At 34.7% G+C, this 25,370-nt stretch carries 16 protein-coding genes; 3 read left to right on the top strand and 13 right to left on the bottom strand.

Features of this window, described 5'->3' with window-relative positions; translation table 11 throughout:
- Positions 1-5: 5 nt before the first annotated feature.
- From RMN97_RS07260 to RMN97_RS07230, 7 genes are all read right to left on the bottom strand, one after another.
- Positions 6-260 carry a hypothetical protein gene (locus tag RMN97_RS07260; RefSeq protein WP_309613856.1) on the bottom strand — a complete coding sequence of 85 codons (255 nt, stop codon included), beginning with the start codon at positions 258-260 and terminating at the stop codon, positions 6-8.
- Positions 261-262: 2 nt separating this feature from the next.
- Positions 263-1,276, bottom strand: coding sequence for a cbb3-type cytochrome c oxidase subunit II (locus RMN97_RS07255; RefSeq protein ID WP_309613855.1), 1,014 nt, complete (start codon positions 1,274-1,276; stop codon positions 263-265).
- Between the two features lie 9 nt (positions 1,277-1,285).
- On the bottom strand, positions 1,286-3,424 hold the full coding sequence (locus tag RMN97_RS07250; protein ID WP_309613854.1) for a cbb3-type cytochrome c oxidase subunit I: 2,139 nt from the start codon (positions 3,422-3,424) through the stop codon (positions 1,286-1,288).
- A gap of 203 nt (positions 3,425-3,627) precedes the next feature.
- The gene (locus tag RMN97_RS07245) at positions 3,628-4,062 is read right to left on the bottom strand and encodes an Rrf2 family transcriptional regulator (protein ID WP_309613853.1); all 435 of its coding nucleotides are present in this window, start codon (positions 4,060-4,062) and stop codon (positions 3,628-3,630) included.
- A gap of 135 nt (positions 4,063-4,197) precedes the next feature.
- Positions 4,198-6,462: an aconitate hydratase gene (locus RMN97_RS07240; protein WP_309613852.1), complete on the bottom strand. Its 2,265-nt coding sequence runs from the start codon at positions 6,460-6,462 to the stop codon at positions 4,198-4,200.
- 199 nt (positions 6,463-6,661) lie between these two features.
- Positions 6,662-7,771: an acyltransferase gene (locus RMN97_RS07235; RefSeq protein WP_309613851.1), complete on the bottom strand. Its 1,110-nt coding sequence runs from the start codon at positions 7,769-7,771 to the stop codon at positions 6,662-6,664.
- Positions 7,761-8,897, bottom strand: a complete 1,137-nt coding sequence (locus tag RMN97_RS07230; protein ID WP_309613850.1) for an acyltransferase — start codon at positions 8,895-8,897, stop codon at positions 7,761-7,763. Before RMN97_RS07230 ends, RMN97_RS07235 begins: the two co-directional genes overlap by 11 nt.
- 23 nt (positions 8,898-8,920) lie before the next feature.
- Here RMN97_RS07230 and RMN97_RS07225 point away from each other — a divergent pair, with 23 nt between their 5' ends.
- The gene (locus RMN97_RS07225) at positions 8,921-10,060 is read left to right on the top strand and encodes a hypothetical protein (protein WP_309613849.1); all 1,140 of its coding nucleotides are present in this window, start codon (positions 8,921-8,923) and stop codon (positions 10,058-10,060) included.
- Between the two features lie 200 nt (positions 10,061-10,260).
- Here RMN97_RS07225 and RMN97_RS07220 read toward each other — a convergent pair whose 3' ends face one another.
- Genes RMN97_RS07220 through RMN97_RS07205 form a run of 4 tightly spaced genes read right to left on the bottom strand, consistent with a single transcriptional unit; the run spans position 10,261 to position 15,476 of the window.
- Complete coding sequence (locus RMN97_RS07220) at positions 10,261-11,214, bottom strand: MoxR family ATPase (RefSeq protein ID WP_309613848.1); 954 nt, start codon at positions 11,212-11,214, stop codon at positions 10,261-10,263.
- Positions 11,215-11,271: 57 nt separating this feature from the next.
- Entirely contained in the window at positions 11,272-12,699 is a 1,428-nt protein-coding gene (locus RMN97_RS07215) for a peptidylprolyl isomerase (RefSeq protein ID WP_409024882.1), read from the bottom strand.
- Entirely contained in the window at positions 12,662-13,510 is an 849-nt protein-coding gene (locus RMN97_RS07210; RefSeq protein ID WP_309613846.1) for a hypothetical protein, read from the bottom strand. Before RMN97_RS07210 ends, RMN97_RS07215 begins: the two co-directional genes overlap by 38 nt.
- 1 nt (position 13,511) lies before the next feature.
- Positions 13,512-15,476 (bottom strand): peptidylprolyl isomerase, encoded by a 1,965-nt coding sequence (locus RMN97_RS07205; RefSeq protein ID WP_309613845.1) that lies wholly within the window; start codon positions 15,474-15,476, stop codon positions 13,512-13,514.
- Between the two features lie 240 nt (positions 15,477-15,716).
- Here RMN97_RS07205 and RMN97_RS07200 point away from each other — a divergent pair, with 240 nt between their 5' ends.
- Positions 15,717-17,306, top strand: coding sequence for a peptide chain release factor 3 (locus RMN97_RS07200; RefSeq protein ID WP_309613844.1), 1,590 nt, complete (start codon positions 15,717-15,719; stop codon positions 17,304-17,306).
- Positions 17,307-17,382: 76 nt separating this feature from the next.
- Positions 17,383-17,592 (top strand): signal peptidase, encoded by a 210-nt coding sequence (locus tag RMN97_RS07195; RefSeq protein WP_309613843.1) that lies wholly within the window; start codon positions 17,383-17,385, stop codon positions 17,590-17,592.
- 89 nt (positions 17,593-17,681) lie between these two features.
- On the opposite strand, the gene RMN97_RS07190 is transcribed toward RMN97_RS07195, so the two are convergent.
- Together RMN97_RS07190 and RMN97_RS07185 are read right to left on the bottom strand one after the other, a co-directional pair.
- Complete coding sequence (locus RMN97_RS07190) at positions 17,682-23,174, bottom strand: hypothetical protein (protein WP_309613842.1); 5,493 nt, start codon at positions 23,172-23,174, stop codon at positions 17,682-17,684.
- A gap of 358 nt (positions 23,175-23,532) precedes the next feature.
- A partial coding sequence (locus tag RMN97_RS07185; protein WP_309613841.1) for a hypothetical protein occupies positions 23,533-25,370 on the bottom strand: 1,838 nt, incomplete at its 5' end.

Raw genomic sequence — 25,370 nt, 5'->3', positions numbered from 1 at the left:
ATTTCTTAATTTAAAATTGAATATTTAATGTGGTCTGAATTTTTTTCCCCAGGTTTGATTAACCATTTTATAGAAAGACACAAGGCAATTACTGAGATTATAATTGTGATCCAAATGCTTACATAATCCCAATTGCTATCCGGTCCAGAGCCATGAACTATACCACGAAGTACTTTAGGCTGATTTCTTTGGCAAACCGGACAAGCAAATGCAACCAATTGAATGAGTAGTAAAAATAAAAATGTGATTGTTTTTTTCATAATTATTGATTTGATGCCGAAGCCTTAATTTTTACAAAATCCATGACTTTTTTTATCTCTTCTTCAGTGACTTTTTTACCTTTATTTCCCCACGAACTTCTCTCATAATTGATAATCGCAGTTACTTCTTTCTCTGTAAAATTCATATTGGTTCCAACGGCTGCCATAACACCATATTCTGCTCTGGCGTCATACCCGTTCATAATAATATCTACATATAATTCCAGATTTCCGTCGGTTACAATTTGACTTCCTTTTAGTGGTGGAAAAGCTCCTTTTAGTCCTTCACCATTGGCTTGATGACAGGCAACACAATTGGCTTCGTAAAGGGCTTTACCGTCTAACGATGCAGAACCATCTTTGCCTAATTCTATTTTAATTGCTTTTTTATATAAAAAATCATTTGCAATAATTCCTTGTGGCAATGGTGTTTGTTTTAATGATTGAATATAAGCAACTAACTGCAAGGCTTCTTTTGTGGCTACTAATTTCCCTGTTTCCCCATTTAGAAATTGACTTGGCATGCTTACAACAACATCATTTTTAGTTGGATTTATTTTCATTTCAAAAAGCCATTTATAAGAAGGCATTATCGATTGTGGCACAACAGATCTTGGTTGATACAAATGCATTAAATTCCAATCTATGCTTGGTTGACGGTTTCCAACATCCGTTAAGTCTGGTCCAGTTCGTTCAGTTCCCATCAATGTTGCTGTATTTTGCCAAATGCTTGTCCGACCAATATTTGCGTAATCAGCAGCCATTCCAGGACGGCTTCCAAACACTTTATCCATTTCCACATTTCTAACTTGTTGCGAGTGACAACCTACACAACCCTCAGCTATGTATAGTAGTTTTCCAGCTTTAGCATCTCCAGAAAGTGGCTTTGTTCCTGGCAAAGGCAAATTGTTGTATTGATTTTTAAATGCTGGCATTATTACCGTCAAGTAGGTTAAAAATGCAAATAATAGTCCAGCTGTAATGTATAATCGCTTGTGGTTATTGAAAATATTCATGGCTATAAATTATTTGATTTGTTGCTCTAGAATCTTAAATGCTTCTTCTTTCACATCCATTTCTTCCTTTTCTTTTGTAGTCATCTGATAAAAATTATACGCAAAAACTAAGTGAGAAATAAACATTAAACTTCCACCAATGGCACGCCAAATCCAAAAGTCAAACATTAAGACAACGCTATCAATGAATGGTTTTCCATCCATCCACATTAGTCCTCTTAAAGTAGAACCTATCGATAATGGTATGGAATAAAACAATAATCCGATTAGAGCCAACCAAAAATGAACTCCAACCAAGTGTTGTGGTGGTTCTTTTCCTGTTAATCGTGGTATCACAACATAAAATCCACCCCAAAGTGCAAACGTTATAATTCCGTAGAAACCAAGATGCGCGTGTGCCACAGTAAAATCGGTGAAATGCCATATTAAATTGGTAAACTTAAATGCTTCAGCTGTGCCTTGTAATGACACAATAAAATAATAAATGACTGCAACCAGGAAAAAAGGTAAAGTATAACTTGTAGCTACTTTGTTCCATTGACCTTTAAAAGTCATCGTAAAATTTATAGTTCCAGCTACCACAGGAATTATCATTCCCGCACTTCCCACAATTGCAACAGTTTGAAGCCACCAAGGCAATGGTGCAAAAATAAAATGGTGTGTACCAATTATGGTGTAGAATAATATTTGTGTCCAAAAAGCTAAAATCCCAAGACTATAAGCATATATTGGTCTATTAAGCTGTTGCGGAATAAAATAATATAGCAAACCAAGCGTATATAGTGTAAACCACATTCCTACTCCGGAATGCATAAAATATCCCTGCACAATAGTTTCTGAAACGCCGTCCTGCCAGAAAGGTAAATAAGCGGTTAGTGCCACAATTATTGTAAAAATTAAAGCAGAAACAATGTACCAATTTGCAATATAAATTTCTTTGGTCGTTCGTCTTGCTACTGTTAGAATAAAATTTGCCAAAGTAAGAATAAGCGCAACTGCAAAAAGCGCCATGACCGGCCAAATATATTCTCTAAATTCACCACCGCCATTATTGATACCAGACATTAGGCAAAAGGTTCCAAACAGTACCATCAAATTGGTTAATACCAATGCGTACCATCCCCATTTTACACTATAAATTTTAGCATTGCTTACAATTGGAACCACATAATATCCCAACCCAATCATTGCAATTGACGCCCAACCCCAAAAAACAATATTGGTATGAACTGGTCGCAATCGTCCGAAACTCAACCAACTCTGATGATCCACATCTGGTGCTACAAATTTTATCCCAAGATATTCTCCGATTCCTGTTCCTACAACCAACCAAAAAGTAGCACAACCAAAATACCATAAAATTAGTTTTGCAATTTCAGGATCCAAACTAGGTTTTTGAACTGCTCTTTTTTTCAAAGCAGTGAAATGCACTTGGTGTTTGTCGCTAATATTATTTAGAATTCCTATTTTGTCTTCGGCTTTTTCTGTTCCGGAAAGTTCGTTATTGGTTAACTTAAAGTCCAACGCAGCTTCTCTATTGTGAAGTGTTTCTTCTAATTTTGATGTGTCAATATTTTGCAAATGGGTTGCAAATTCTTCCGCTTCTGCAAATTTCTCTTTATTTAAATAACGCTTAATTGTGTTATTGGCTTTTACCATAGCAAAAGCAACACCAAGCAAAACTGGAATTAGTATTAAAATTATAGTGATAATAATTCCGGGTTGGGAAAAGAAATTATCCTTTTGATTTTTAAAATCTTCTGCAAATAATGTTGTTGAAGTTAAAAGTAAAAACGACAATAATTTAGCTTTTTCAGAAATGCTTTTTTTAGAAGTGGAAGCATCTTGATTTTTGAAATTTAGCAATTTTTGAACTTGAATTTTACTCAAGCTTTTCAAATACTCAGAAAAATGGTTTTGAGTTCCTGTTTTATTCCATTCTTCATTTTCTTCAACTTTAGTTTTAAATTTAACATACAAACTCCCAATAAAAAGTAAGGTTGGAATTACCAATACCAAAAACACCAACCACAAACCTAAAGTATCCGAATTATCAGTAATGATATTAGTTGCTTCTTGTGCATAAATATTTATTGACATTAAAAAGGTTATCAAAAAAGTGATGGTTAATTTTTTGTTTAGTTTCATATTTCCTTGTATTATTTTAAAATTATTTCTTTACTAACCTTTAATTATAACTTAGTATTATTCAATAAATTACATAAAGGTGGCTCTTATATCTCGAATTGAGTTACATAACTATTATCAGTTGTTATACAATTAACGGGCTTTGTCGAAAATAAAATTTTAATATATTAATATCTTTTTATCTTTAATTATATTAAAAAAAGTTATTGATTTTTGAGGAAAAATTTTCCTGTATCTAATTTGTCATTAAAATCTGCGATAGTGTTTTCTTCAAGCATTGTAATTAAATTTTTCTTGATTTCTTTAAATTCAAAGTGAACTGGGCACGGATTTTTTTCAGAACAAAGTTTTAAACCAATAACACAATCCTTATAAATTCCATCCCCATCTATTGCTTTTACAACATCTGCAATAGAGCTTTTTAAATTTATTTGATCCATGTAAAATCCTCCATTTGGGCCTTTAACAGAATTCACTAATTTTTTTTTGCCTAAATCCTGTAATATTTTTGCAATAAAATGTTCAGGTGCATCAATACCTTTCGCAATTTCCTTTACTCCTACCCTAACCTCATCTTTAGATTTTTGGGCTACAAATATCATCGCCTTAATCGCGTATTCACAAGATTTTGAAAACATGGATTGCTAATTATTATACAAATGTAGAAATTATATTTAAAAATAAAAAGAGTTTTTTATCTTTTTTTATTTGCTAGATTAAGTTCAAAAAAAATGCTCAACAAATGTTGAGCATTTTTTATCATCTATTATTGATTAATCTTTCGCTGCAGCAATCAAATTTAAGGCAGAACCAGCAACATACCAACCAATTTGGCTGTCGTTGTATGTATGGTTTGCCAAGATTACATCTTTTGAACCATCGGTATGAACAAATTCTAAAGACAACGGTTTGCCCGGAGTGAATTCGGTTAAGTCTAAGAAATTGATTGTATCGTTCTCTTGGATTTTATCATAATCCGCTTCGTTAGCAAATGTCAACGCTAACATTCCTTGTTTCTTCAGATTCGTTTCGTGAATACGTGCAAACGATTTTACCAAAACTGCTTTTACTCCCAAAAATCTTGGTTCCATGGCAGCATGTTCTCTAGAAGAACCTTCGCCATAATTATGATCTCCCACTACGATTGTAGAAACCCCAGCTGCTTTGTATGCTCTTTGCACAGCAGGAACTGCATCGTATGCTCCAGTTAATTGGTTTTTAACTTTATTAGCTTCTTGATTATAAGCATTCACTGCTCCAATCAACATATTATTAGAAATATTATCCAAATGACCACGGAAACGCAACCAAGGTCCAGCCATAGAGATGTGATCCGTTGTACATTTTCCAAATGCTTTGATAAGCAATTTAGCCCCTTTAATATTTTTTCCGTCCCAAGCATCAAATGGTGCTAACAACTGTAATCTGTCTGACGTTTCACTCACTAAAATTTGCACACTAGAACCATCAGCTGCCGGAGCTTGAAAACCAGCATCTTCAACATCAAATCCTCTTTTTGGCAACTCATCACCGTGAGGTGGATTTAGTTTTACCTCTTCCCCTTTATCGTTTAACAAAGTATCCGTAATTGGGTTAAAACTCAAATCTCCCGAAATCGCTAAAGCAGCTACCATCTCTGGCGAAGTTACAAAAGCATGTGTATTTGGATTTCCATCAGCACGTTTAGAGAAGTTTCTGTTAAACGAATGCACAATGGTATTTTTTTCTTGTTTATCAGCACCAGCTCTATCCCATTGTCCGATACATGGGCCACAAGCATTGGTAAAAACTTTGGTTCCCATTTTCTCAAAAGTAGCAATGATGCCATCTCTTTCTATGGTATATCTAATTTGTTCTGAACCTGGATTAATTCCGAATTCTGCTTTTGGAGTGATTCCGTGAGCAACAGCTTGTTCCACAATAGATGCGGCACGTGCCATATCTTCGTAGGATGAATTGGTACAAGAACCGATTAATCCCCATTCTATTTTTAATGGCCAACCATTCGCAGCAGCTTCTTCTTTCATTTTTGAAACCGGAGTTCCTCTGTCTGGCGTAAAAGGTCCGTTGATATGTGGTTCTAATTCTGATAAATTGATTTCGATAACTTGGTCAAAATATTGTTCCGGATTGGCATACACTTCAGCATCGCCAGTTAAATAATCCGCTACTTTATCTGCAGCATCCACAATATCTTGTCTATCGGTCGCGGCCAAATATCGTCTCATTGAATCATCGTAACCAAAAGTGGAAGTTGTTGCTCCAATTTCGGCACCCATATTACATATAGTTCCTTTTCCGGTACATGACATATTAGTTGCACCTTCACCAAAGTATTCAACTATAGCTCCAGTTCCACCTTTTACGGTAAGAATATCAGCCACTTTTAAGATTACATCTTTTGGAGCAGTCCAACCGTTTAATTTTCCGGTCAATTTTACTCCGATTAGTTTTGGAAACTTCAATTCCCATGACATGCCTGACATTACATCTACGGCATCAGCACCACCAACACCAATAGCTAACATTCCTAAACCACCAGCATTTACTGTGTGTGAATCGGTTCCAATCATCATTCCGCCAGGAAATGCATAATTTTCTAAAACGATTTGATGAATAATACCTGAACCTGGTTTCCAAAAACCAATTCCGTATTTATTAGAAACTGAAGAAAGAAAATCGAAAACTTCTTTTGATTGTGAATTGGCAACAGCTAAATCAGTAGTAGCACCAACTTTTGCCTGAATTAAGTGATCACAGTGAACTGTCGTTGGAACGGCAACTGTCTTTTTTCCGGCATGCATGAATTGCAATAATGCCATTTGAGCGGTTGCGTCTTGACAAGCAACTCTATCGGGAGCAAAATCAACATAATCCTTTCCGCGAGAAAAAGCTTGTGTTGGATTTCCTTCCCATAAATGTGAGTATAAAATCTTTTCAGAAAGTGTCAATGGACGACCAACTAACTCACGCGCTTTGTCAACACGTTCTGCCATTGTTCCATAAACTTTTTTAATCATTTCAATATCAAAAGCCATAGTATATTGGGTTTAATTATTTAACTGCGTTCTGTTCGGCCATGAGGCCTCAAGTGCTGTGCAAATTTACGAAAACGTCGTACTTCTATAAAAGTTTTTAATAAAATATATTGAATCGGAGTACTATTTTGCGAAATGACTGTTTTTACTAATACTTTTTTACAAATACTTCAATAAAAGCAATGCAAAATGACTATTCTTAATTCTTATCCCTCAAATTCATCATTGGTTTTTCATAAAAACGGTAAAAAAGATAACTCAAAACAATTGTAGTAGTGAGATAAACTACAGTTATCAAATGAAGTTGAAACAAAGCCGTTTTTTCTCTATCAACAAACAACATCAACAATTGCATGATTACACTATAATGAAGCAGGTAAATAGAATAAGATATTTTGCTGATAAATACAATTGGACGTTTTAGAATTAGGATTGAAGTTTCCATTTGAGAAAATAAAGGGACGAAAAATGCAATAGAAAGCGATGCCAAAGGAAGATAAACTACATTCCATACAAAAGGATACGTTGCGGGTAAAATCCGTAAAAAACCCATTCCAAAATACATAAATATCATAATTAAAACGCCAATAAACGCCAATGAAAATTTGAACTTACTCCAGTTTTTTTCATAATTAATACTTATCCAACTGGATAAAACTCCCATAAAAATAGCGTCTAATCTATAAATCATAACCGATTTTAGAGAAACATTCCATTCATCAAGCGTGGTAGTTTTTGTATTGATGTGGTAGGCGATTTTAAAACCAATAAATAACGTTATCAATGACAATACAATTACTAAAAAAAAACGGTTTTTATTTTTGGGTTTAAATAAAAATGAGAATGCTAAAAGCGAAATAGGCAAAACTACATAAGCCCATTCTTCAACAGATAAACTCCACGATTCCGGGAAGAAAGTTGACATTTTGGAAAATCCATTTTGGAGAAAAATAAAATATAAGCCAAGTTCAGGCATCGAATATCCTAAAGAAGTAGTAATTATTATATTGATGATCAGTATTAGAAAATAATTGGGTAATGTTCTAAACCATCTTCTTTTGAGGAAATACAAAGCACTTTTTATAGTGTAATCATCCTTGATGTAGATGCCATAGAGTATTCTTCCAATCAAAAACCCACTTAATACAAAGAAAAACTCAACGCCCAGGAATCCAAAAAGCGCAAAAAGCTGCCTAATAATTCCGTCTTCCGGATTATAAATCCAAAGTATGTGCGAACATAAAACCATGCAAATCGCCATCGCACGCATTAAATCTAATCCAAAAACTCTGGCTGTATTATTTGTCATTCAACTTTAAATTTTTAGCTCTGAACTGGTTGATGGGTTTTTCGAAATAATTATAAAAAAGATAGCTCAACCCAACTGTTATTGACACATACAAGATAGCAAAAATATTCAATTGCCATAGGCCGAAATCTGTCGTGTCTATAAAATATTTCAATAGAAAAAGCACTATACTGTAATGCACTAAATAAATAGAATAGGCAATATTGCAAATAAAAGTAATGCCGTTTCCAATTCTTTTTGATGGTAATTCCCAACTCAGTAAAAACGGAATAGACATACAAATAGCTACCGAAAGCAATGGCAAACATAGAATATTCCAAAACCAAGATGCATTGGTTAACCTTAATTTAAATACCATTATGCACAAGAACAATACTATGAAAATTAAAATACCAAGGGCAAAAAACAGTTTTCGTTTTGACATTATAAATGCTGCATAATTGTTATAAAAATAGCCAAAAAGCACTCCAATCAAAACCGAATCAATTCTATAAATCACAACCGAACGAATATCAAAACTCCAGCTTGTCATCGACAAATTAGTAGAGTGAATGTCATAATATAATTTCGAAAGAAAGGTAAAAGCAATAAGCCCAAGAATAACAAATAAGAACATAATAGGTTTCGAAGCTTTACCAAATATCTTTGAAATCATTACCAATAAAATCACCACAAAAATATAACCCATTTCTTTAACGGGTAAACTCCAGGATTCAGGAAAAAAAGCTGGAATTGGCGAACTGAAATTTTGTATCATCAAAGGATATTTCCATACTTCTGACACAGAAAAACCGAAAAACAAATAAATTAGGGTAAGTATCAGAATGACCAAATAGTAACTTGGTAAAACACGCATTAATCTTCTGGACACAAATAAACCGGCATCTTTTAGGCTGTAATTTTCATGAAGAAACTGTTTGTAAAGTATTCCTCCTATTAAAAATCCGCTTAAGACAATGAATAATTCGACAGCTAAAAAACCACTTGCGTCTTGCAATTTTCCCAGAATTCCAGTAGAATTATAAATCCATGAAGAATGCGAAAACAATAGTAAACTTATAGAAAGTGCCCGTAAAAAATCGAGTCCAAAAAATCTTTTTGCGTTTATTTGTTTTCTATCATTCATATAAAAATGTAAATTTGACATCGATGAGAAAATCAAAGATATATAAAATTTTAGGAGTTCTAATTTTGCTTACCATAATTGGAGGCGGAATTTGGTATTGGCAATTACCCACTCGTCACAAGGCTATTGTAAAATCTTTTTTGTTTGAAAAATTAGGTGTCGTAAATCCAAATTGGAAGGTTGAAAACCAATCGGAAACCTATAGAATGATTTCGCCTGAGTTTTATATTGATGGAATTTATAAATCGATGGAAGGCCCAAAAGCTTCTAATTATGTTCAACTTTCGCAGGATTCAACTTTGCTTTGGCTGACGGGTTTTCATGTCGACGCCTTAGACTCAAAAACATTAAAGGCTATTTCAAAGGATTTTATTTGTCATACCAATGTTGATTTCAATGATGTAAACTATTATAGTTCTTTTCATTTAAATAAAAGAATTGGCAAGCAATATCCACGATTGACATCACTTTCGCATGGTATGGAAAATTTCAGTTTCCCTGCAGGTTATGGTGTTCCGATGAAAGGAAATGAATTCTTGTATGTAACCACACAATCTTTAAATCACAATATTCCGGATGCTAATTTTTGGATGCGCCATGAAGTAGACATCAACTATTCACGAGAAAAAAATTTGAAACCATTGATGAGCAGATCGGCTTTTATCATGCTTCCATTTAATCAGTCCAATCCATATAAATCTCCTTTAGATCCAGGCACAAATCAATGCATTCCTGTTGAAACCAAGAACCATACGTATGATGATGGTAAGGGTAATAAACTTTCAGGTCATTGGGTAATTCCTGTTGGGAAAAACACCTATAGAAGTAGGGTTAACCGTCAATTAGAAATTCAGGATAGTTTACGTTTGCATGCTGCAGCGATTCACGTTCATCCATTTGCAACCAAAATTTCATTGTATGACAAAACGGGAAAAAAAGCAATTTTCAGCAGCAAAATTTTGAATCACAAAGGAAAAATTGGCTTAACAAGCATTGACCCTTTTTCATCTGTGGAAGGCATTTGGTTGTACAAAAATCATGAGTATGAAATTGTATTGGAAGTCAACAATACTACCCAAATCAGTCAAGATATGATGGGAAGTATGTTTTTGTTCTTTTACGACAAAGAGTTGGATGCGTTACTTCAAAAAGGACTAAAGTAACCCGTTGGGTGTAATTTTTTTTAGTGTTAATTAATGGCAAGTTGTCACATTGAGCCTGTCGAAATGTATCTTTTTAATGGTCTTCGATACTCCCTTAGTCAGCACAAGCGGAGCTCAGACTGACACTTCTTTAATAATTGGCTGTATTTTTTAGGGAAACCTTTTCTATTTATAGCTATTATTTAATTACACCCAACGGGTTAAAGTAGTTTATCAATAATCATTTCTTCGGTGATTCCTTCGGCGTCCGCTTTGTAGTTTTTGATGATTCGGTGACGAAGAATTCCGGTTGCTACAGCTTTTACATCTTCAATATCTGGTGAAAATTTTCCGTTGAAAGCAGCATTGGCTTTAGCGGCCAAAATTAAATTCTGTGATGCTCTTGGTCCTGCTCCCCAATCTATATAATTTTTAATATAATCATTAGACAACGGATTATTTGGACGTGTTTTGCTTACCAAAGTAACCGCATATTCGATTACGTTATCTGCCACTGGGATTCTACGAACTAAGTGTTGAAAATCAATAATTTCTTGAGCCGTAAACAATGGATTAATTACTGGTTTGTGATCCGATGTAGTACTTTTAACTACATCAACTTCTTCAGAAAACGATGGGTAATCCAATTTGATAGCAAACATAAAACGGTCTAATTGTGCTTCAGGCAATGGATACGTTCCTTCCTGCTCAATTGGGTTTTGGGTTGCCAAAACAAAGTATGGTAAATCTAATTTATAATTCTGACCTGCAATGGTTACCGAGCGTTCCTGCATGGCTTCCAGTAAAGCAGCCTGTGTTTTTGGTGGTGTTCTGTTAATCTCATCTGCCAAAATAATGTTGGCAAAAATTGGCCCTTTGATAAATTTAAAACTACGGCTTTCGTCCAAAATCTCACTTCCCAAAATATCCGAAGGCATCAAATCGGGTGTGAACTGTATTCTTTTAAAATCTAATCCTAATGCTTGTGAAATCGTATTCACCATCAATGTTTTTGCCAAACCGGGAACACCAACTAAAAGTGCGTGTCCACCCGAAAATATACTCAATAGAATTTGATCAATCACATCGTCTTGACCAACAATTATCTTGGCAATTTCTTTTTTAAGTTCCGTTCTTTTTTGAACTAAATTTTGAATGGCTGCAACGTCTGACATATTTATTTAGGATTTAAGGATTAAGGAATTAGGATTTCGATAATCTAAATTTAATTACTATTTTTTTAACCAATTGTTAGTGAAGGCACAATCTTTATACTCACCATTTATTTTGATATAGGTTTCTTTGATTTTTTCATCAGTCCATTTGGCAATGGCTTTGATTTGTTTTTCTTTTAGTGCCAAATCTTTTATTTTCACATAATCTCTTGCATAATCAGCTGTGTGCTGATCAATTCTGTCAGTCACCGTGATGATTTTATATTTTTTTCCGGTTCTTGGGTCATCATCTAAAATCGGCGCTGTTATCGCTTTATCTTTCAAATTAGAAACTTCGCTATACAAACTCGGATCCATTTTGGTTAATTCAAAGTGTGTGTCTTGTGTTTTAGGATTAATCAAAACACCTCCATTAGTACGTGTTTCTTTTTCATCAGACATTGTTCTTGCCGCATCAGCAAAAGTGATTTCACCGTTTTCGATTTTTCTTTTTATGGTAATGATTTTCTCTTTGGCATCTTTCAAAGATTGGTCAGAAACTTTTGGCATCATCAAGATATGTCTTAATTCAACTTCTTGTCCTTTAATTTTTTCTACCATAATGATGTGATAGCCGTATTCTGTTTCAAATGGTTCAGAGACTTCACCTTCTCCCAATGAAAAAGCAACATCTTTAAACTCTTTTACGAATTGGGTTTTTCTGTTAATTTTATAGAAACCTCCACTAGATGCTGAACCTCTATCGTCAGAATAGATAACAGCTCTTGTCTTGAAACTTGAGCCTGCCAATACTTCAGCCTTAATTTCTTTTAACCTGTTTATTACTCTTTGTTTTTCTTCTTCCGAAATTTTTGGAGCTACAACAATTTGCGCTACTTCCATTTCAGCACCAAAAACGGGTAAGTCATTTTGCGGAATAGCTTTGAAGAAATTACGTGTTTCCTCCGGAGTAATTTCGACACCATCAATGATTTTTCTTTGCATTTCAGCACCCAATTTATTTGTTTTAATGATGTCAAATAATTCTGTTCTGAATTCGTCTTCGGTACTTTTTTTGAAATATTGAACCACCTTATCCATTGAACCCAATTGTTCAACCATATAGTTAACCTGCTCATTTAATTTTTCTTTGATCTCTTCATCTTTGATGATGATACTATCCTGAACCGCTTGGTGCGCATACAATTTGTCTTCCAATAATTTGCCTAACATTTGACAACGTGTAATATCTTTTATAGAATTTCCTTGACTTGACAACTCTAAAAAAGACTTATCAATATCAGAATCGAGTATAATATAATCACCAACTGTTGCTATAACTCCATCAATTTTTTGCTTTTTAAAAGAACTTGCTACAGGTTTCGTTTTCACAGTGTCTTTAATAATTTCCTGCGCATTGGCAAAGCCTACTGAGCAAAGAATTGCGATAATTGCTATGGTAAGTTTGCTATTTGTATATTTCATAATCATTTTTTTTAATGGCATCATTGGTGATATCCTTTTCAAATTTTTTAATCAATTGTAATTTTCTTTTGTTCAACAGAACTTCTTTCAACGTTGATTTACTATACTCAAATGGTAAAATTTGATTTTTATCTAATACATTTGTTACTTTAATCAGATACGTATCATCGTTATCCTGAATTTGCAACTTTTTCCCCGGTCGAATTACTTCATCTCTATTATCGGGTGTTATAACAGGAAGCTTCGCATATACTTGACTCATGTCAACCCAAACACTATCATTCATTGCAAAACTCTTGCATTGTAAAGCATAAGTGTCCCAAAACTTTTTGTCCTTTTTTGAATAATTAAAGAACTTATTTTTTATGGTTTCAAAACGCGGATTCTCTTTTGAAAGATTGACATATCGCAATCGAACTAATGTTCCGTTGGCTTTGAAATTTTCCTTATTTTCTTCGTAATATTTTTTTAATTCCTCTTGGGTTACGACTGTATCAACAGTGCTTTTTACTATTTCTTCTATATAAGCACTAGTGTATAAATCGATTTCATACTGTTTAATTAATGAACTATACTCTTTCTTTTTAGCATCGCTTAGATTTCTCTCTGCAGCTTCAATCAGCAATTTTTGACTTGCCCAACGATCAATAAAATCACGAACCAAAAGCAAACTATCTTCTTTTGAAGTTCCGGCAGGAACTAATTTTGCAATATCACTTTTGTACAAATAATTTTTACCTACTCGCGCAATTGACTGCGATTTTTGTTCTGGTTTGAAATAATCACAGGAGCAAACCATTAAAAAAATGAGGAAAAAACTATTTCGAATCATTTTATTGATTAAGAAGTTTTTTTACACGGTCAAAAGCTTCTTGGTTGACTTTAATGGTGAATTCCTTTTTTAAATCGGACACCCAGCTTTGTTCTAAATATTGCTGATATTCATTGATAAGCTTGCCTTTGCACTCCTCAATTGTTTTAACTCCGGCTGGCATCACTTTATCCACTTTGGTCACAAAATAATATTCTCCTTCTTTAAAAACGTCTGAAACGCCAGGATTGTATTTCATTGTTTTTGGCAACCCATCACTTCCTTCTTCAAAAACTCCGCTATTTGTCATTACGTTGATTACATTTTCAACATTCAATTTATCTTTAATAGCTTGTGGCTTCTCATTTTTCTTCAAAAATGCTTGGGCTTTTTTAATCATGTCTTGTTTAGTAGATGAAGCAATTGTCACCTCAACTCTTTTCTTCCACATATGCTCCATTTTATGCTCATCATAAAACTTTTTCAAACCCAAAGTATCCGTTTTAGCACGATCCCAAATTTCTTTTTCCATTAAGTCAAAAAGCAATAATCCGTCACGATATTCTTCCATCACGTTTGCAAAATCAGAAAATTCAGTTTCCAAATTTTCATCATAGTATGCGGTCAATTGTTCGTCCAAAAATTTATCATACAAAGTGTCAACTAACTTTGATAACGGCTTTACTTTTAAACCTGCTTTTTGTTGTTTGTCTATAAAATCCAAGAATGCCTTGCCCTCAATTTTCTTTTCATTAATAGTGAGTAAAGCAGTAGTGTATTCACTTGCGTTTGCCGGAAGTGCCCATTTTGCCTCATAAAAATCGTTGGTTACTAATTTTGAAATCAGTCCATACTGTTTAGCATCTTTTTTATAGGTATATTTTTTTCTGAGTTTTTCGTTTAAAGAAGCTGTGATTTTTTTAGATCTATCGTCTTTACCGATTTTAGCTTCTAACTCATTTTTCATTTCATCCATTGATTTTATGGGATGTTTTTCTATTAACTTAACAATATGCCACCCAAAATCAGAGCTAAATGGTTTTGAAATATCATTAGGATTCGCAAGAGAAAAAGCAACATTTTCAAATTCTTCAGAACTCAATTGTCCAGAACCAAATTTATTTAATACGCCGCCTTTTGAAGCAGAGGATTTATCTTCTGAGAATTGTTTGGCTAAATCTTCAAACTTTTCTCCTTGCTGAATTTTTTGATAAATTTCGTTGATGGTTTTTTCAGCATCTTTTTCAGTTTCTTCTGGTTTTGGTTTTAAAATCATAATATGAGCCACCGTAATTTCACCGCGATTGGCTCTTATTTCATTAATTTTCAATATATGGTATCCAAAACGTGTTCTGATTATTTTAGAGACTTTTCCTTTTTGTGTTTTGTAAGCTGCATTTTCAAATGAGTAAACCATTCTGAAAGCGGAGAAATAACCTAAATCTCCTTTGTTTTCTTTAGCAGATGGATCTTCCGAATACTGAACAGCTAAGTTTGCAAAATCTTCTCCGGCAATTGCTTTTTTACTGATGTCTTCAATTTTTTTATAGGCCTTTAAAGTGTCTTCGGGTGAGGCGTTTTCATCTACTAAAATAAGAATGTGTGAAGCTCTGATTTCTTTTTGAAGTCGGTTATATCCTTCTTCTATAAGCTCCTGAGTGATTTTTGTATCGTTAAAATAGTTTTTGGCTAATTGCGCTCTGTATGATTTTAACTCACTTTTGTATTGTGCTCCATCTTGCAAACCAAGTTTATACGCTTTGTTTACTTTTAACTTATATCCAACAAAAAGTTCTAAATATTGATTTAAATCTTTTTGAGAATCATCTTTTACCAAATCTAAATTCTTTTTGTAAATCCTAGAAAACTCATCTGTATAATAAGGTTTCTCATTGATTGTAAACAAAACTTCCTTTGTATTATTTTGTGCATTACTTGCAAATGAGAGTAAAAAGAAGAACCCTAAAAAAAACTGTTTGATATTCATGCTAAAAAAAATTTATATACTAAATAACTATTAATCATGTGTTTAATAACTTCCGAAAAATACTTTAGGAAAGCAAGGTAACAATTAACAAAAATAACAATTCAAACACATTATACAACTATCGTGACTAGTATTAACAAAATTTTATTAACACGAAAAACCTATAGAAAGATTTGAAATATAAACCATGTGGAAATAATCAGTAAATAATAGTATTTTTGCAACCAATTTATCAAAATCATGAGTTTTCTAAAAGAGATAGAACGTCGCAGAACCTTTGGAATTATTTCGCATCCTGATGCTGGAAAAACCACGCTAACAGAGAAGTTATTGCTGTTTGGTGGTGCTATTCAGGAAGCTGGAGCGGTTAAAAATAATAAAATCAAAAAAGGAGCCACTTCCGATTTTATGGAAATTGAGCGTCAAAGAGGAATTTCGGTATCGACTTCTGTTTTGGCATTTAATTATAAAGGTAAAAAAATCAATATTCTAGATACACCAGGACATAAGGATTTTGCCGAAGACACGTTTAGAACATTAACCGCTGTTGACAGTGTTATTGTGGTAATTGACGTTGCCAAAGGTGTTGAGGAACAAACCGAAAAATTGGTTTCTGTTTGTAGAATGCGTCACATTCCGATAATTGTTTTTATTAATAAGTTGGATAGAGAAGGAAAAGATGCCTTTGATTTGATGGATGAAGTAGAGCAGAAATTGGGGCTAAATGTAACACCTTTGAGTTTCCCAATTGGAATGGGTTATGATTTTCAGGGGATTTATAATATTTGGGAACAAAACATTAATTTGTTTAGTGGTGATAGCCGCAAAAATATTGAAGACACTATTGCTTTCTCTGATATTGAAAGTCCGGAATTGGAGAAAATCATTGGCGAAAAACCAGCCGCTAAACTTCGTGATGAACTGGAATTGATTTCAGAAGTGTATCCGGCTTTTGACAGAGAGCAATACCTAGCAGGAAATCTACAACCTGTATTTTTTGGTTCCGCCTTGAATAATTTTGGAGTAAGAGAATTGCTTGATTGCTTTGTTGAAATTGCACCCGCGCCTAGAGCAAAAGAATCCGAAACTCGTTTAGTGAAACCTGAAGAACAAAAGATGGCTGGTTTTGTATTTAAGATCCATGCTAATATGGATCCAAAACACAGAGATAGATTGGCGTTTGTAAAAATTGTATCTGGAACTTTTGAACGCAACAAACCTTATATGCACGTACGATTGAATAAGAATTTGAAATTCTCAAGTCCAAATGCGTTTTTTGCAGAGAAAAAAGAAATTGTTGACATCTCGTATCCCGGAGATATTGTAGGTCTTCACGATACCGGGAATTTTAAAATTGGAGACACCTTAAACGAATTTGAAATAATTAGTTTCAAAGGAATTCCAAGTTTTTCACCGGAACATTTTAGATATATCAATAATGCTGATCCATTAAAGGCAAAACAATTAGACAAGGGAATTGACCAATTAATGGATGAAGGTGTAGCGCAATTGTTTACATTAGAAATGAATAACCGAAAAATTATCGGAACCGTTGGTGCACTTCAATACGAAGTTATTCAATACCGCTTGGAACATGAATATGGCGCTAAATGCAGTTATGAAAATTTTCCGGTTCACAAAGCGTGTTGGGTAAAACCCGATGACCCAAAAGGTGAAGAATTTAAAGAGTTCAAAAGGATCAAGCAAAAATTCTTAGCGCATGATAAATATGGTCAATTAGTATTTTTAGCTGATTCTGAATTCACTATACAAATGACACAAAGCAAATTCCCTACTGTGAAATTATTCTTTACTTCTGAATTTGATTAATAATCTTTTATTAACGCACTATTTTTTTTATTTTTAAAAATGATTAGTATATTTACCACTTATATATAAAGTGTCTATGAAAAAGCTTTTGAAATTATATTTGTTGTCGTTTATCTTATTGTCTGATTTTGTCGCTTTTGCGCAACCTGGAGATGATCAAGGTGGAGGTGGACTTGAAGGTGATGACCCACAGCCAGCACCTATTAATGGAAAAATGATTCTATTAGCAATTGCCGGTGTTTTATTTGTAATTTATACCTTCAAAAAAAACAGAAGAACCGCTTAAATACTCAAAAGGTTAAAAATAATTTCCTTTCCAAAATAAAAAATCCATCATAAGATGGATTTTTTATTTTAACTGTATTTCTAATTCAATTATCTAATTACTTTTTTGGTAACTGTTATTCCGTATTCAGAAGTAATTTGAACTAACAAAACTTGATTTGCTATTCCACTACCAATTGTAGTTTGACTAGCATTAATCGCTTTTCGCTCTTGCAACAATCTACCTCTAATATCAAATACTTTAATAGAAGACATAATAATGTTACCTGAATTAACTACAAATTCGTTATTGTGATTGTAGATAACAACATTATTAGCTGTAAAGATTGGGTTTCCGGTTCCTAGTGGTAAGGCATATACTATTTCAAAACGATCAGTAAATATTCCTGCTGTTGATACAAATGAATAAGCTCCCGTAGTTAAGTCATGGTAAGTTGTAGTCAAATTATCTTTCAAATAAATAGGTTGTGAACCACCTGTAAATAGACCATCAACATGATCAATGGTTATGGTGTAATTACCCGCTGTTACAGCTTTATAAGATAATGGAACACTATCAGTAGCTTGAAATTCTGGACGCCCTTGAATAGAATATTCATTCGTTCCTATCAAACTTGTTAAATAAAATTCCTGATTAATATTTTTTCCGTCTATACCTCTATCATCTCCTAGTGTTCCTTCTTGACTATACCCTACAGCCATTTGGCTATAAATACCCGTATCAGTATTCAAATTCAACCAATACAATCCATTATTTGCGGTGTTTATAGTTTGCGGTCCTCTAAAAAATTGGTTTGTATTTGAACTTCTTCTCATGCCATTGGTAAAAGTTAAATTTGTATTACTTGTAGCATTTACAATAAACCCTTGTCCAATATTAATAACCCAATTGGCCTCAAGTCCACCTCCATTTGGGAAAAAACTTATTCCTGTATCGGGATCTATTCCTGTATCTCCACCAACTGCACCATTGGCAACATAAGCTGTTTTGGTAAGTGTTGCGTATGAAGTTGCCGCAGTGTCATTTGTTTTTCTCCAAAGATATAATGGTCCAGAAATATTAGTATTTCCATCAATAAAATTGTGAACATTAATTCTTGATGGATATGGATTTCCAACTGCATTATATCCTGTAGTCATTGCAATAGTTATATTCCCATTGTTTGGAACACCTGTAAAAGTACCATTCCAAACAGCTGCTGCGGTTGGATGATTCCATGGCAGTCTAATCAAATATCCTTTTGCTGAAGCAAATGGAACATTGTTATTATCTGTACCGTTAACACCATTTCCATTTAAACCGGTTATATTAAATCCAATATCAGCGTTATTATATAAATTGCTAGTTGTTCTATACACATAAAAACGATTTGCAAAAGTAAACGGTGAAAAAGCATATAGCCCTTGTCCGGAAACTGGAGATGACCATAATGTATAATCCAAACGTATTAATGCAGAACTATTACGTTTAACAATAATATTTCCTGAATTTGTAAAGTTTGTACCATTTTGAATTAAATTGGCAGTATTGTTAAGGGTAAAACTACCTGATGATACAGTCAAAGCACCATTTAATGTAACATCAAAATTACTAGAAATTACTACGACTGCATTATTAGATACTGTAATATTACAAGCAACGATATCAGTAGTAGCTGTATAATTTCCTGTGAAATTAGCTGAGGTAGTTGAAGTTGGCGCATTATTGCTCCAAGTACTTCCGTCCCATGTAGTACTACTTATAGTAACTGTAGTCGGTCCTGAATTAGCTTCAGAACAAACACCACTAAGTACTACAGCTCTGAACTGGGTTGTTTGAGTTAATGCTCCCGAAGCATAGGTTGTAGCAGTATTAACTATAGTAGTCCAACTAGTAAAAGGACTAACTGAAAATTCCCATCGTACTATTGTTCCTATATGGCCTGATAAAGTTAACAATCCACTAGTTGTTCCTGAACAAGTTGCTATACCTCCCGTAACAGTTCCTCCAACAGAGCTGGCATTAACACTTACTGTATAAGTAGCTGTTGCTGCTGTACAAGGACTGTTTGTAACTGTCATAGTCAAGGTTACTGTGTTTCCTGCATCGCCTGCTACGGCAGTATAAGTTGGAGTTAATGTAGTAGCGTTAGCTATTGAACCCGCTCCGTTATGTGTCCATAATCTTGTACCGTTGCTTGAACTTGCTCCGCTTACTGTAGCAGTTCCGGTTTGACAAATGGTCTGGCTTCCTCCTGCTGTAGCTGTTGGTGTATCACTGACATTCACTGTATAAGTAGCAGTTGCTGCTGTACAAGGACTGTTTGTAACTGTCATCGTCAAGGTTACTGTGTTTCCTGCATCGCCTGCCGCAGCAGTATAAGTTGGAGTTAATGTAGTAGCATTAGTTATTGAACCTGCTCCGTTATGTGTCCATAATCTTGTACCGTTGGTTGAACTTGCTCCGCTTACTGTAGCAGTTCCGGTTTGACAAATGGTCTGGCTTCCTCCTGCTGTAGCTGTTGGAACTTGGTTTACCGTTACTGTCGCAATAGCGCTATTTGCAAAAGTACAAACACCATTAGTAACAACCGCTCTGTAATACACGGTAGCCGTTAAATTAGTAGCCGTTAAACTTGTAGTTGTATTAGCAATGTCGGTAACACCAGATGAAAAATCACTTACTGTTGAAGATTGCCATTTCGTAATACTACCTGTATTACCACTTAAAGTTACTGTGGTACTATTAGTTCCTGTACACACTGTTGCACTTCCTGAAACTGTTCCTCCAACTGATACCGGGGTAACGGTTATGGTTACATAATTAGAATATACAGTCGAACTACTTCCTGTTAAAAGTACTGCTCTAAAATAAGTTGTTGCTGTTAAGTTACCAATACTTGCTCCCGTTAAGGTCGTTGTAGTATTTGCAATATCTACTGGAGAAGTAAACAAGGTATCCGATGATTTTTGCCATTTCACAATACTACTCAAATTGGTTGCTAAAGTTAAATTAGCTGGTGCTGTTCCCGAACAAATAGTTTGATTTGAAGAAACAACAGCCGTTATAGCCGTTACATTCAATGAAGTTGTACCAGTTGCTGTTGGATCATTCGTATTAACAACATTTATTGTAACGCCTGTTCCAGAACCTCCAATTGCAATTGTGGTGGTTAAAACTCCATTTACAAAACTAGCCGTTGTTCCGCCGCCGGAAACAATAGTATTGGAACTGCTAATTGTAACGGTTCCGGTAAAACTTGTGAAAACGCTACCGGTACAGTTTGCACCACTCATTGCTGTAATTCTTATAGAAAACGGATCCTCTGATAATTTAGTCGTTATAGGATTTCCGCTTGTATCTGTAATACAAAAACTAACCACCCCTTGAATAGTAACTTGATTGGAAGATACACTAGGCACGCCACTTACGGTATTTGTTGCTGTAACAACTCCTCCTCTATAAACATACAATGGGTTTATACTGGATAAAGTCCAACTTGCGCCTGTGGTAGTACCAATGGAAGAACCATCAACATATACTGTAATTGTTCCTAATCCACCTGTTCCGCTAATTGTGGTTTGGCCCGCCGTTATAGGTGCTGTTACCGTAGGTGCTGTTGGCACAGAAGCGGCAACTGTCACAGAATTTGAAACCGAACTTAAAGTTTTCACAGTTGCTTTGGCATAAGCTGTAAGCACATCATTTGTAGCTAAAGTCAAGCCAGCAACAGACCAATTCCCAAAAGAATTTACTGTTGTGGTTCCTAGTAAAGTAGTACCTGCTTTATACAAAGTAATTACGGTTCCCGAAATTTCAACACTAGTTCCTGTAACGGTTTTCCCTGCACCCGCTGTATAACTTCCTGTTATTACTGGAGCTGTACTTGGCGTTGCCGATGCTATTACAATTACACCAGTAGTCGGATTGGAAAGCCAATAATCAATCGTTGTCGATTGTGCTCTTGCGGTTACTATATCACCTTGTATAAAACCAGTATAACTAAAAGTATAGGATGCAGCTGAAGCTATCGTTGTTGGCGAAATTGCTACTTGATATCCGTTTATATACAATATTAAATTACTTGCTGTTGCATCATTATTAGTTACCTGAACGCTTCTTGCTACCGATGGGGAAGCTATAATTTGAGTAGTAACCATTGTTGGCGTAGCCGTTGTAGTACCTACGTTTCCAGATGTTTTTTTATTTATTGCAGAATATCCTGAAATACATCCGCTGTAGGTAGCGGTAGCAATAATTGTCGTAGTATTAAAAACACTTTGTCCCAAACCCGTTGAAAAAGACCATGTCCCATTAGTAGCTACATAAACTGTTGAAGCGGCATTTATCTCTGTAAAGGTAGTGGCATTCACTTGTTCATAAAGTCTTATTCTAACAGTACTCGCTACAATAGTTCCTCCACCAGCATGCGCATAATTTCCAGTAATTATTTGACCTGTATTTCTAACTAAATTGATTGGTGCTGGTGTATAACACGTTTGCACCGCTGTGACCTCAACGGTATTAGAAACCGCTGATATATCTTTACCTGTAGCAGTGGCTTTGGCTGTTATTAAATTTCCAGCAACCAGACCCGAAACTCCTGTTAAAGTCCATGCGTTTGCAGTTACTGTTGTGGTTCCAATACTTGTTCCATTTTTATAAACAGTAATGGTAGTTCCATTGGCTTCTTGACTTGTTCCTACAACAGTTGTGCTGGCAGTGGTCAAAACACTCGTAATTACAGGTGTTGAAGTAATCAAATTGGGAAACGAATAACCTGTAGTTAAAGAAGTTAAGGTTACAGGAGGTGAAGCACTTATGACAGCTTGAAATATAGCAGTTGGATTACCACCGTAACTAGTATCATTAAGACCATTTATATCTGAAATGGTTCCCGCTAATCCACTCGAAAGTGAGTTTACAGTTATAGCGGCCATACGAACGGCACTTGCCGCATTAATTGCCGATAAAGGCACAAAAAAATCATAAAAATAATCCGCGTTTCCACCAACCGTACTCAAAGCAACAGACCGCTGTTGATAATTATCAACATTATAACTTTGCAATAATGTGGCTCCTGCTCCGTTGTGCGAATAAACAGAAACCGAATTAGTTGCAGACAAAACAACCTCTCGTTCAAAACCAGGATTTGATGCTGAATAATTATTAGTGATACTTCCGTCGGTATCAAATAAAATAGAATATGCTTTTGGTGAAGTGGAATTACCACCCATTCTAAAACGTACAATAAGATAATCTATACCGTCTACATTTTTTACCAATACATAGCATGATTGTCTTGAACCAGAACTATTGGTAACAATATCGGTATGACCGCCAGCGGAACCAGTTGTTAAATCGCCTAGTGGCTCATCAACAATAACGGGCAACGCTATCATTTGTAACTCACTTCCGGTACCGTAATCTGTTCCTGAAAATCCTGATATAGAAGGCGATGCAAATCCATCATTATTTGGATCTAAAACACTTTTGCCTAATGCATTACCTGCCGGTTTGTAAATCAGCCCTGCTGTTTGTGCTACACCATTATACATCGTTAGCATAATACATAAAATGAATAGCTTGTGTAAAGTTTTCATAGATTAACTATTTGAATTTGGGGTTTTGTTTTATTAATGATTTTAAGTTTCAAATATACCAGGTTCGCATTTTAAAAAAAATGATTTATCGATAAAATGCGTATTTATGCGTTTAAATGCTTTTTTTAAAATTTTTTGTAATCATTTTATTTATATAAAACAAAATGAATAAACATTAAAATATTCAAAAGTATTTTAAATGTGATTTATATTATAATCTTTCGGCAAAATTAGCATTAAACTAGTTTAACTGTATAAATCAGACAACTAAGTAATACAGTAGTTATGAACAAACTATGTAGCAAAAAAAATCCCCACTATGACTAGTGAGGATTTTTGTTTTAAAATGTAAGTATGTTTACTTGATTACTTTCTTGGTCACCATTTCTCCATCTTCTGAAGTAATTTGAACTAAGAGCACTTCGTTTGCTAAACCGGCGGTCATTGAAGTTTGACTAGCGTTAATTCCTTTTCGTTCTTGCAATAATCTACCTCTGATATCATATATCTTGACAGAAGCCATAATTACACTACCTGTATTAATTATCAATTCATTATTCTGATTATAAACAATCACACTGTTAGCCGTAAATATTGGATTTTCAATTCCTAATGGCAACGCATATACTATTTCAAAACGGTCGTTAAAAGTTCCTGCATCTGTAGCAAAATTATAGGCTCCTGTATTTAAGTCATGATAAGTCGTTGTTAAATTATCTTTTACATAAATTGGTTGACTAACATCTGTAAATAAACCAGCTGTATGATCAATAGCGATATTATAATTCCCAGCAGTAACTGCTTTATATGACAATGGAACAATATCGCTCGAATCAAAATCAGGTCTTCCTTGAATAGAGTATTCATCCGCACCTATCAAGCTGGTTAAATAGAATTCCCTATTTATATTTTCACCATCAATTCCTCTATCATAACCAAGGGTTCCTTCAGCGCTATAACCTACAGCCATTTGACTGTATACTCCCGTATTGTCTGTTAAATTCAACCAATACAAACCGTTGTTTACCGTAGTAGTAGTTTGTGAATTTCTAAAAAACTGATTGGTATTTAAACTTCTTCTCATACCGTTGGTAAAGCTTATGGTAGTCCCACTTGTCGCTTTTACAAAAAATCCTTGACCTATATTTATAACCCAGTTTTGTTCTGATGATCCGTCTAGACTTGTAGGAAAGAACCCTGCGCCAGTATCACCTCCCGCTGCACCATTAGCTACATAAGCAGTTTTGGTTAGGGTTGCATAAGAAGTCGAAGGGGCGGTAGTATTTGTTTTTCTCCAGAAATATAATGTCCCTGAGATATTAGCATTTGCATCTATAAAATTGTGAACATTAATTTTTGACGGGTATGGATTCCCTACTGCATTATAGCCATATCTATCTGGATAAGGGGGCGGGCCTATAGTTGCTGGTGTTCCTAAAAGAGATACTGCTACTTGAATGTCACCATTATTTGGCACTCCTGTAAAAGTCCCCGTCCAAGCAGTTCCCTGAATGGATGAATTAACATAAGTTGGCCAATTATAAGGCATACGAATTAGATATCCGGTTCCGATTGCAAAGACATCTGTACTAGCAGCCCCGGCCGAAACACCTACAACCGAATTATAAACATTGGTTGCAGTATTATATGTATAAAAACGTACCGTTGGACTTATTGAAGTTAAAGGCGAGAAAGCAAACAGTTTTTGCGCCGCAACCGGAGATGACCACAAAGTATAATCCAGTCGATACAAAAGAGAACTATCTCTTTTAATAATAATGGCACCCGAGTTTGTGTATGTTGAACCAGTTTGTATTAAATTGGCATTATTATTAAATGTCACAAAACTTCCAACGTTTGCTACAAGTGGACCGCTCAGCGTTACAGTATCGCCAAAAGAGATTACAACTGTTGCACTATTCACTGTTAGGGAACAAGCATTAATATCACTTCCACCAGAAGTATAAGAAGCTTCAATTATCGCTGCAGTTGTAGCATCCGGATAACCATTTGTCCAAGCTGGTGTGGTAGCTGGAGAAGTTATTTTCCAAATGGTTGTTTTGATACTTACAACCGCGCTTCCCGTTCTGTCTCCTGATTGTGAAGCGCAATTAGCATCCGTTAATGCAGTAACACTATATGTTGTATTTGTTGTTGGACTTACAGTTCGTGTTGCCGGACTTGATACTACTCCAG

Source organism: Flavobacterium sp., from assembly GCF_031381455.1.
GTDB lineage: Bacteria > Bacteroidota > Bacteroidia > Flavobacteriales > Flavobacteriaceae > Flavobacterium.
This window is presented reverse-complemented; position numbering and strand designations above follow the sequence as displayed.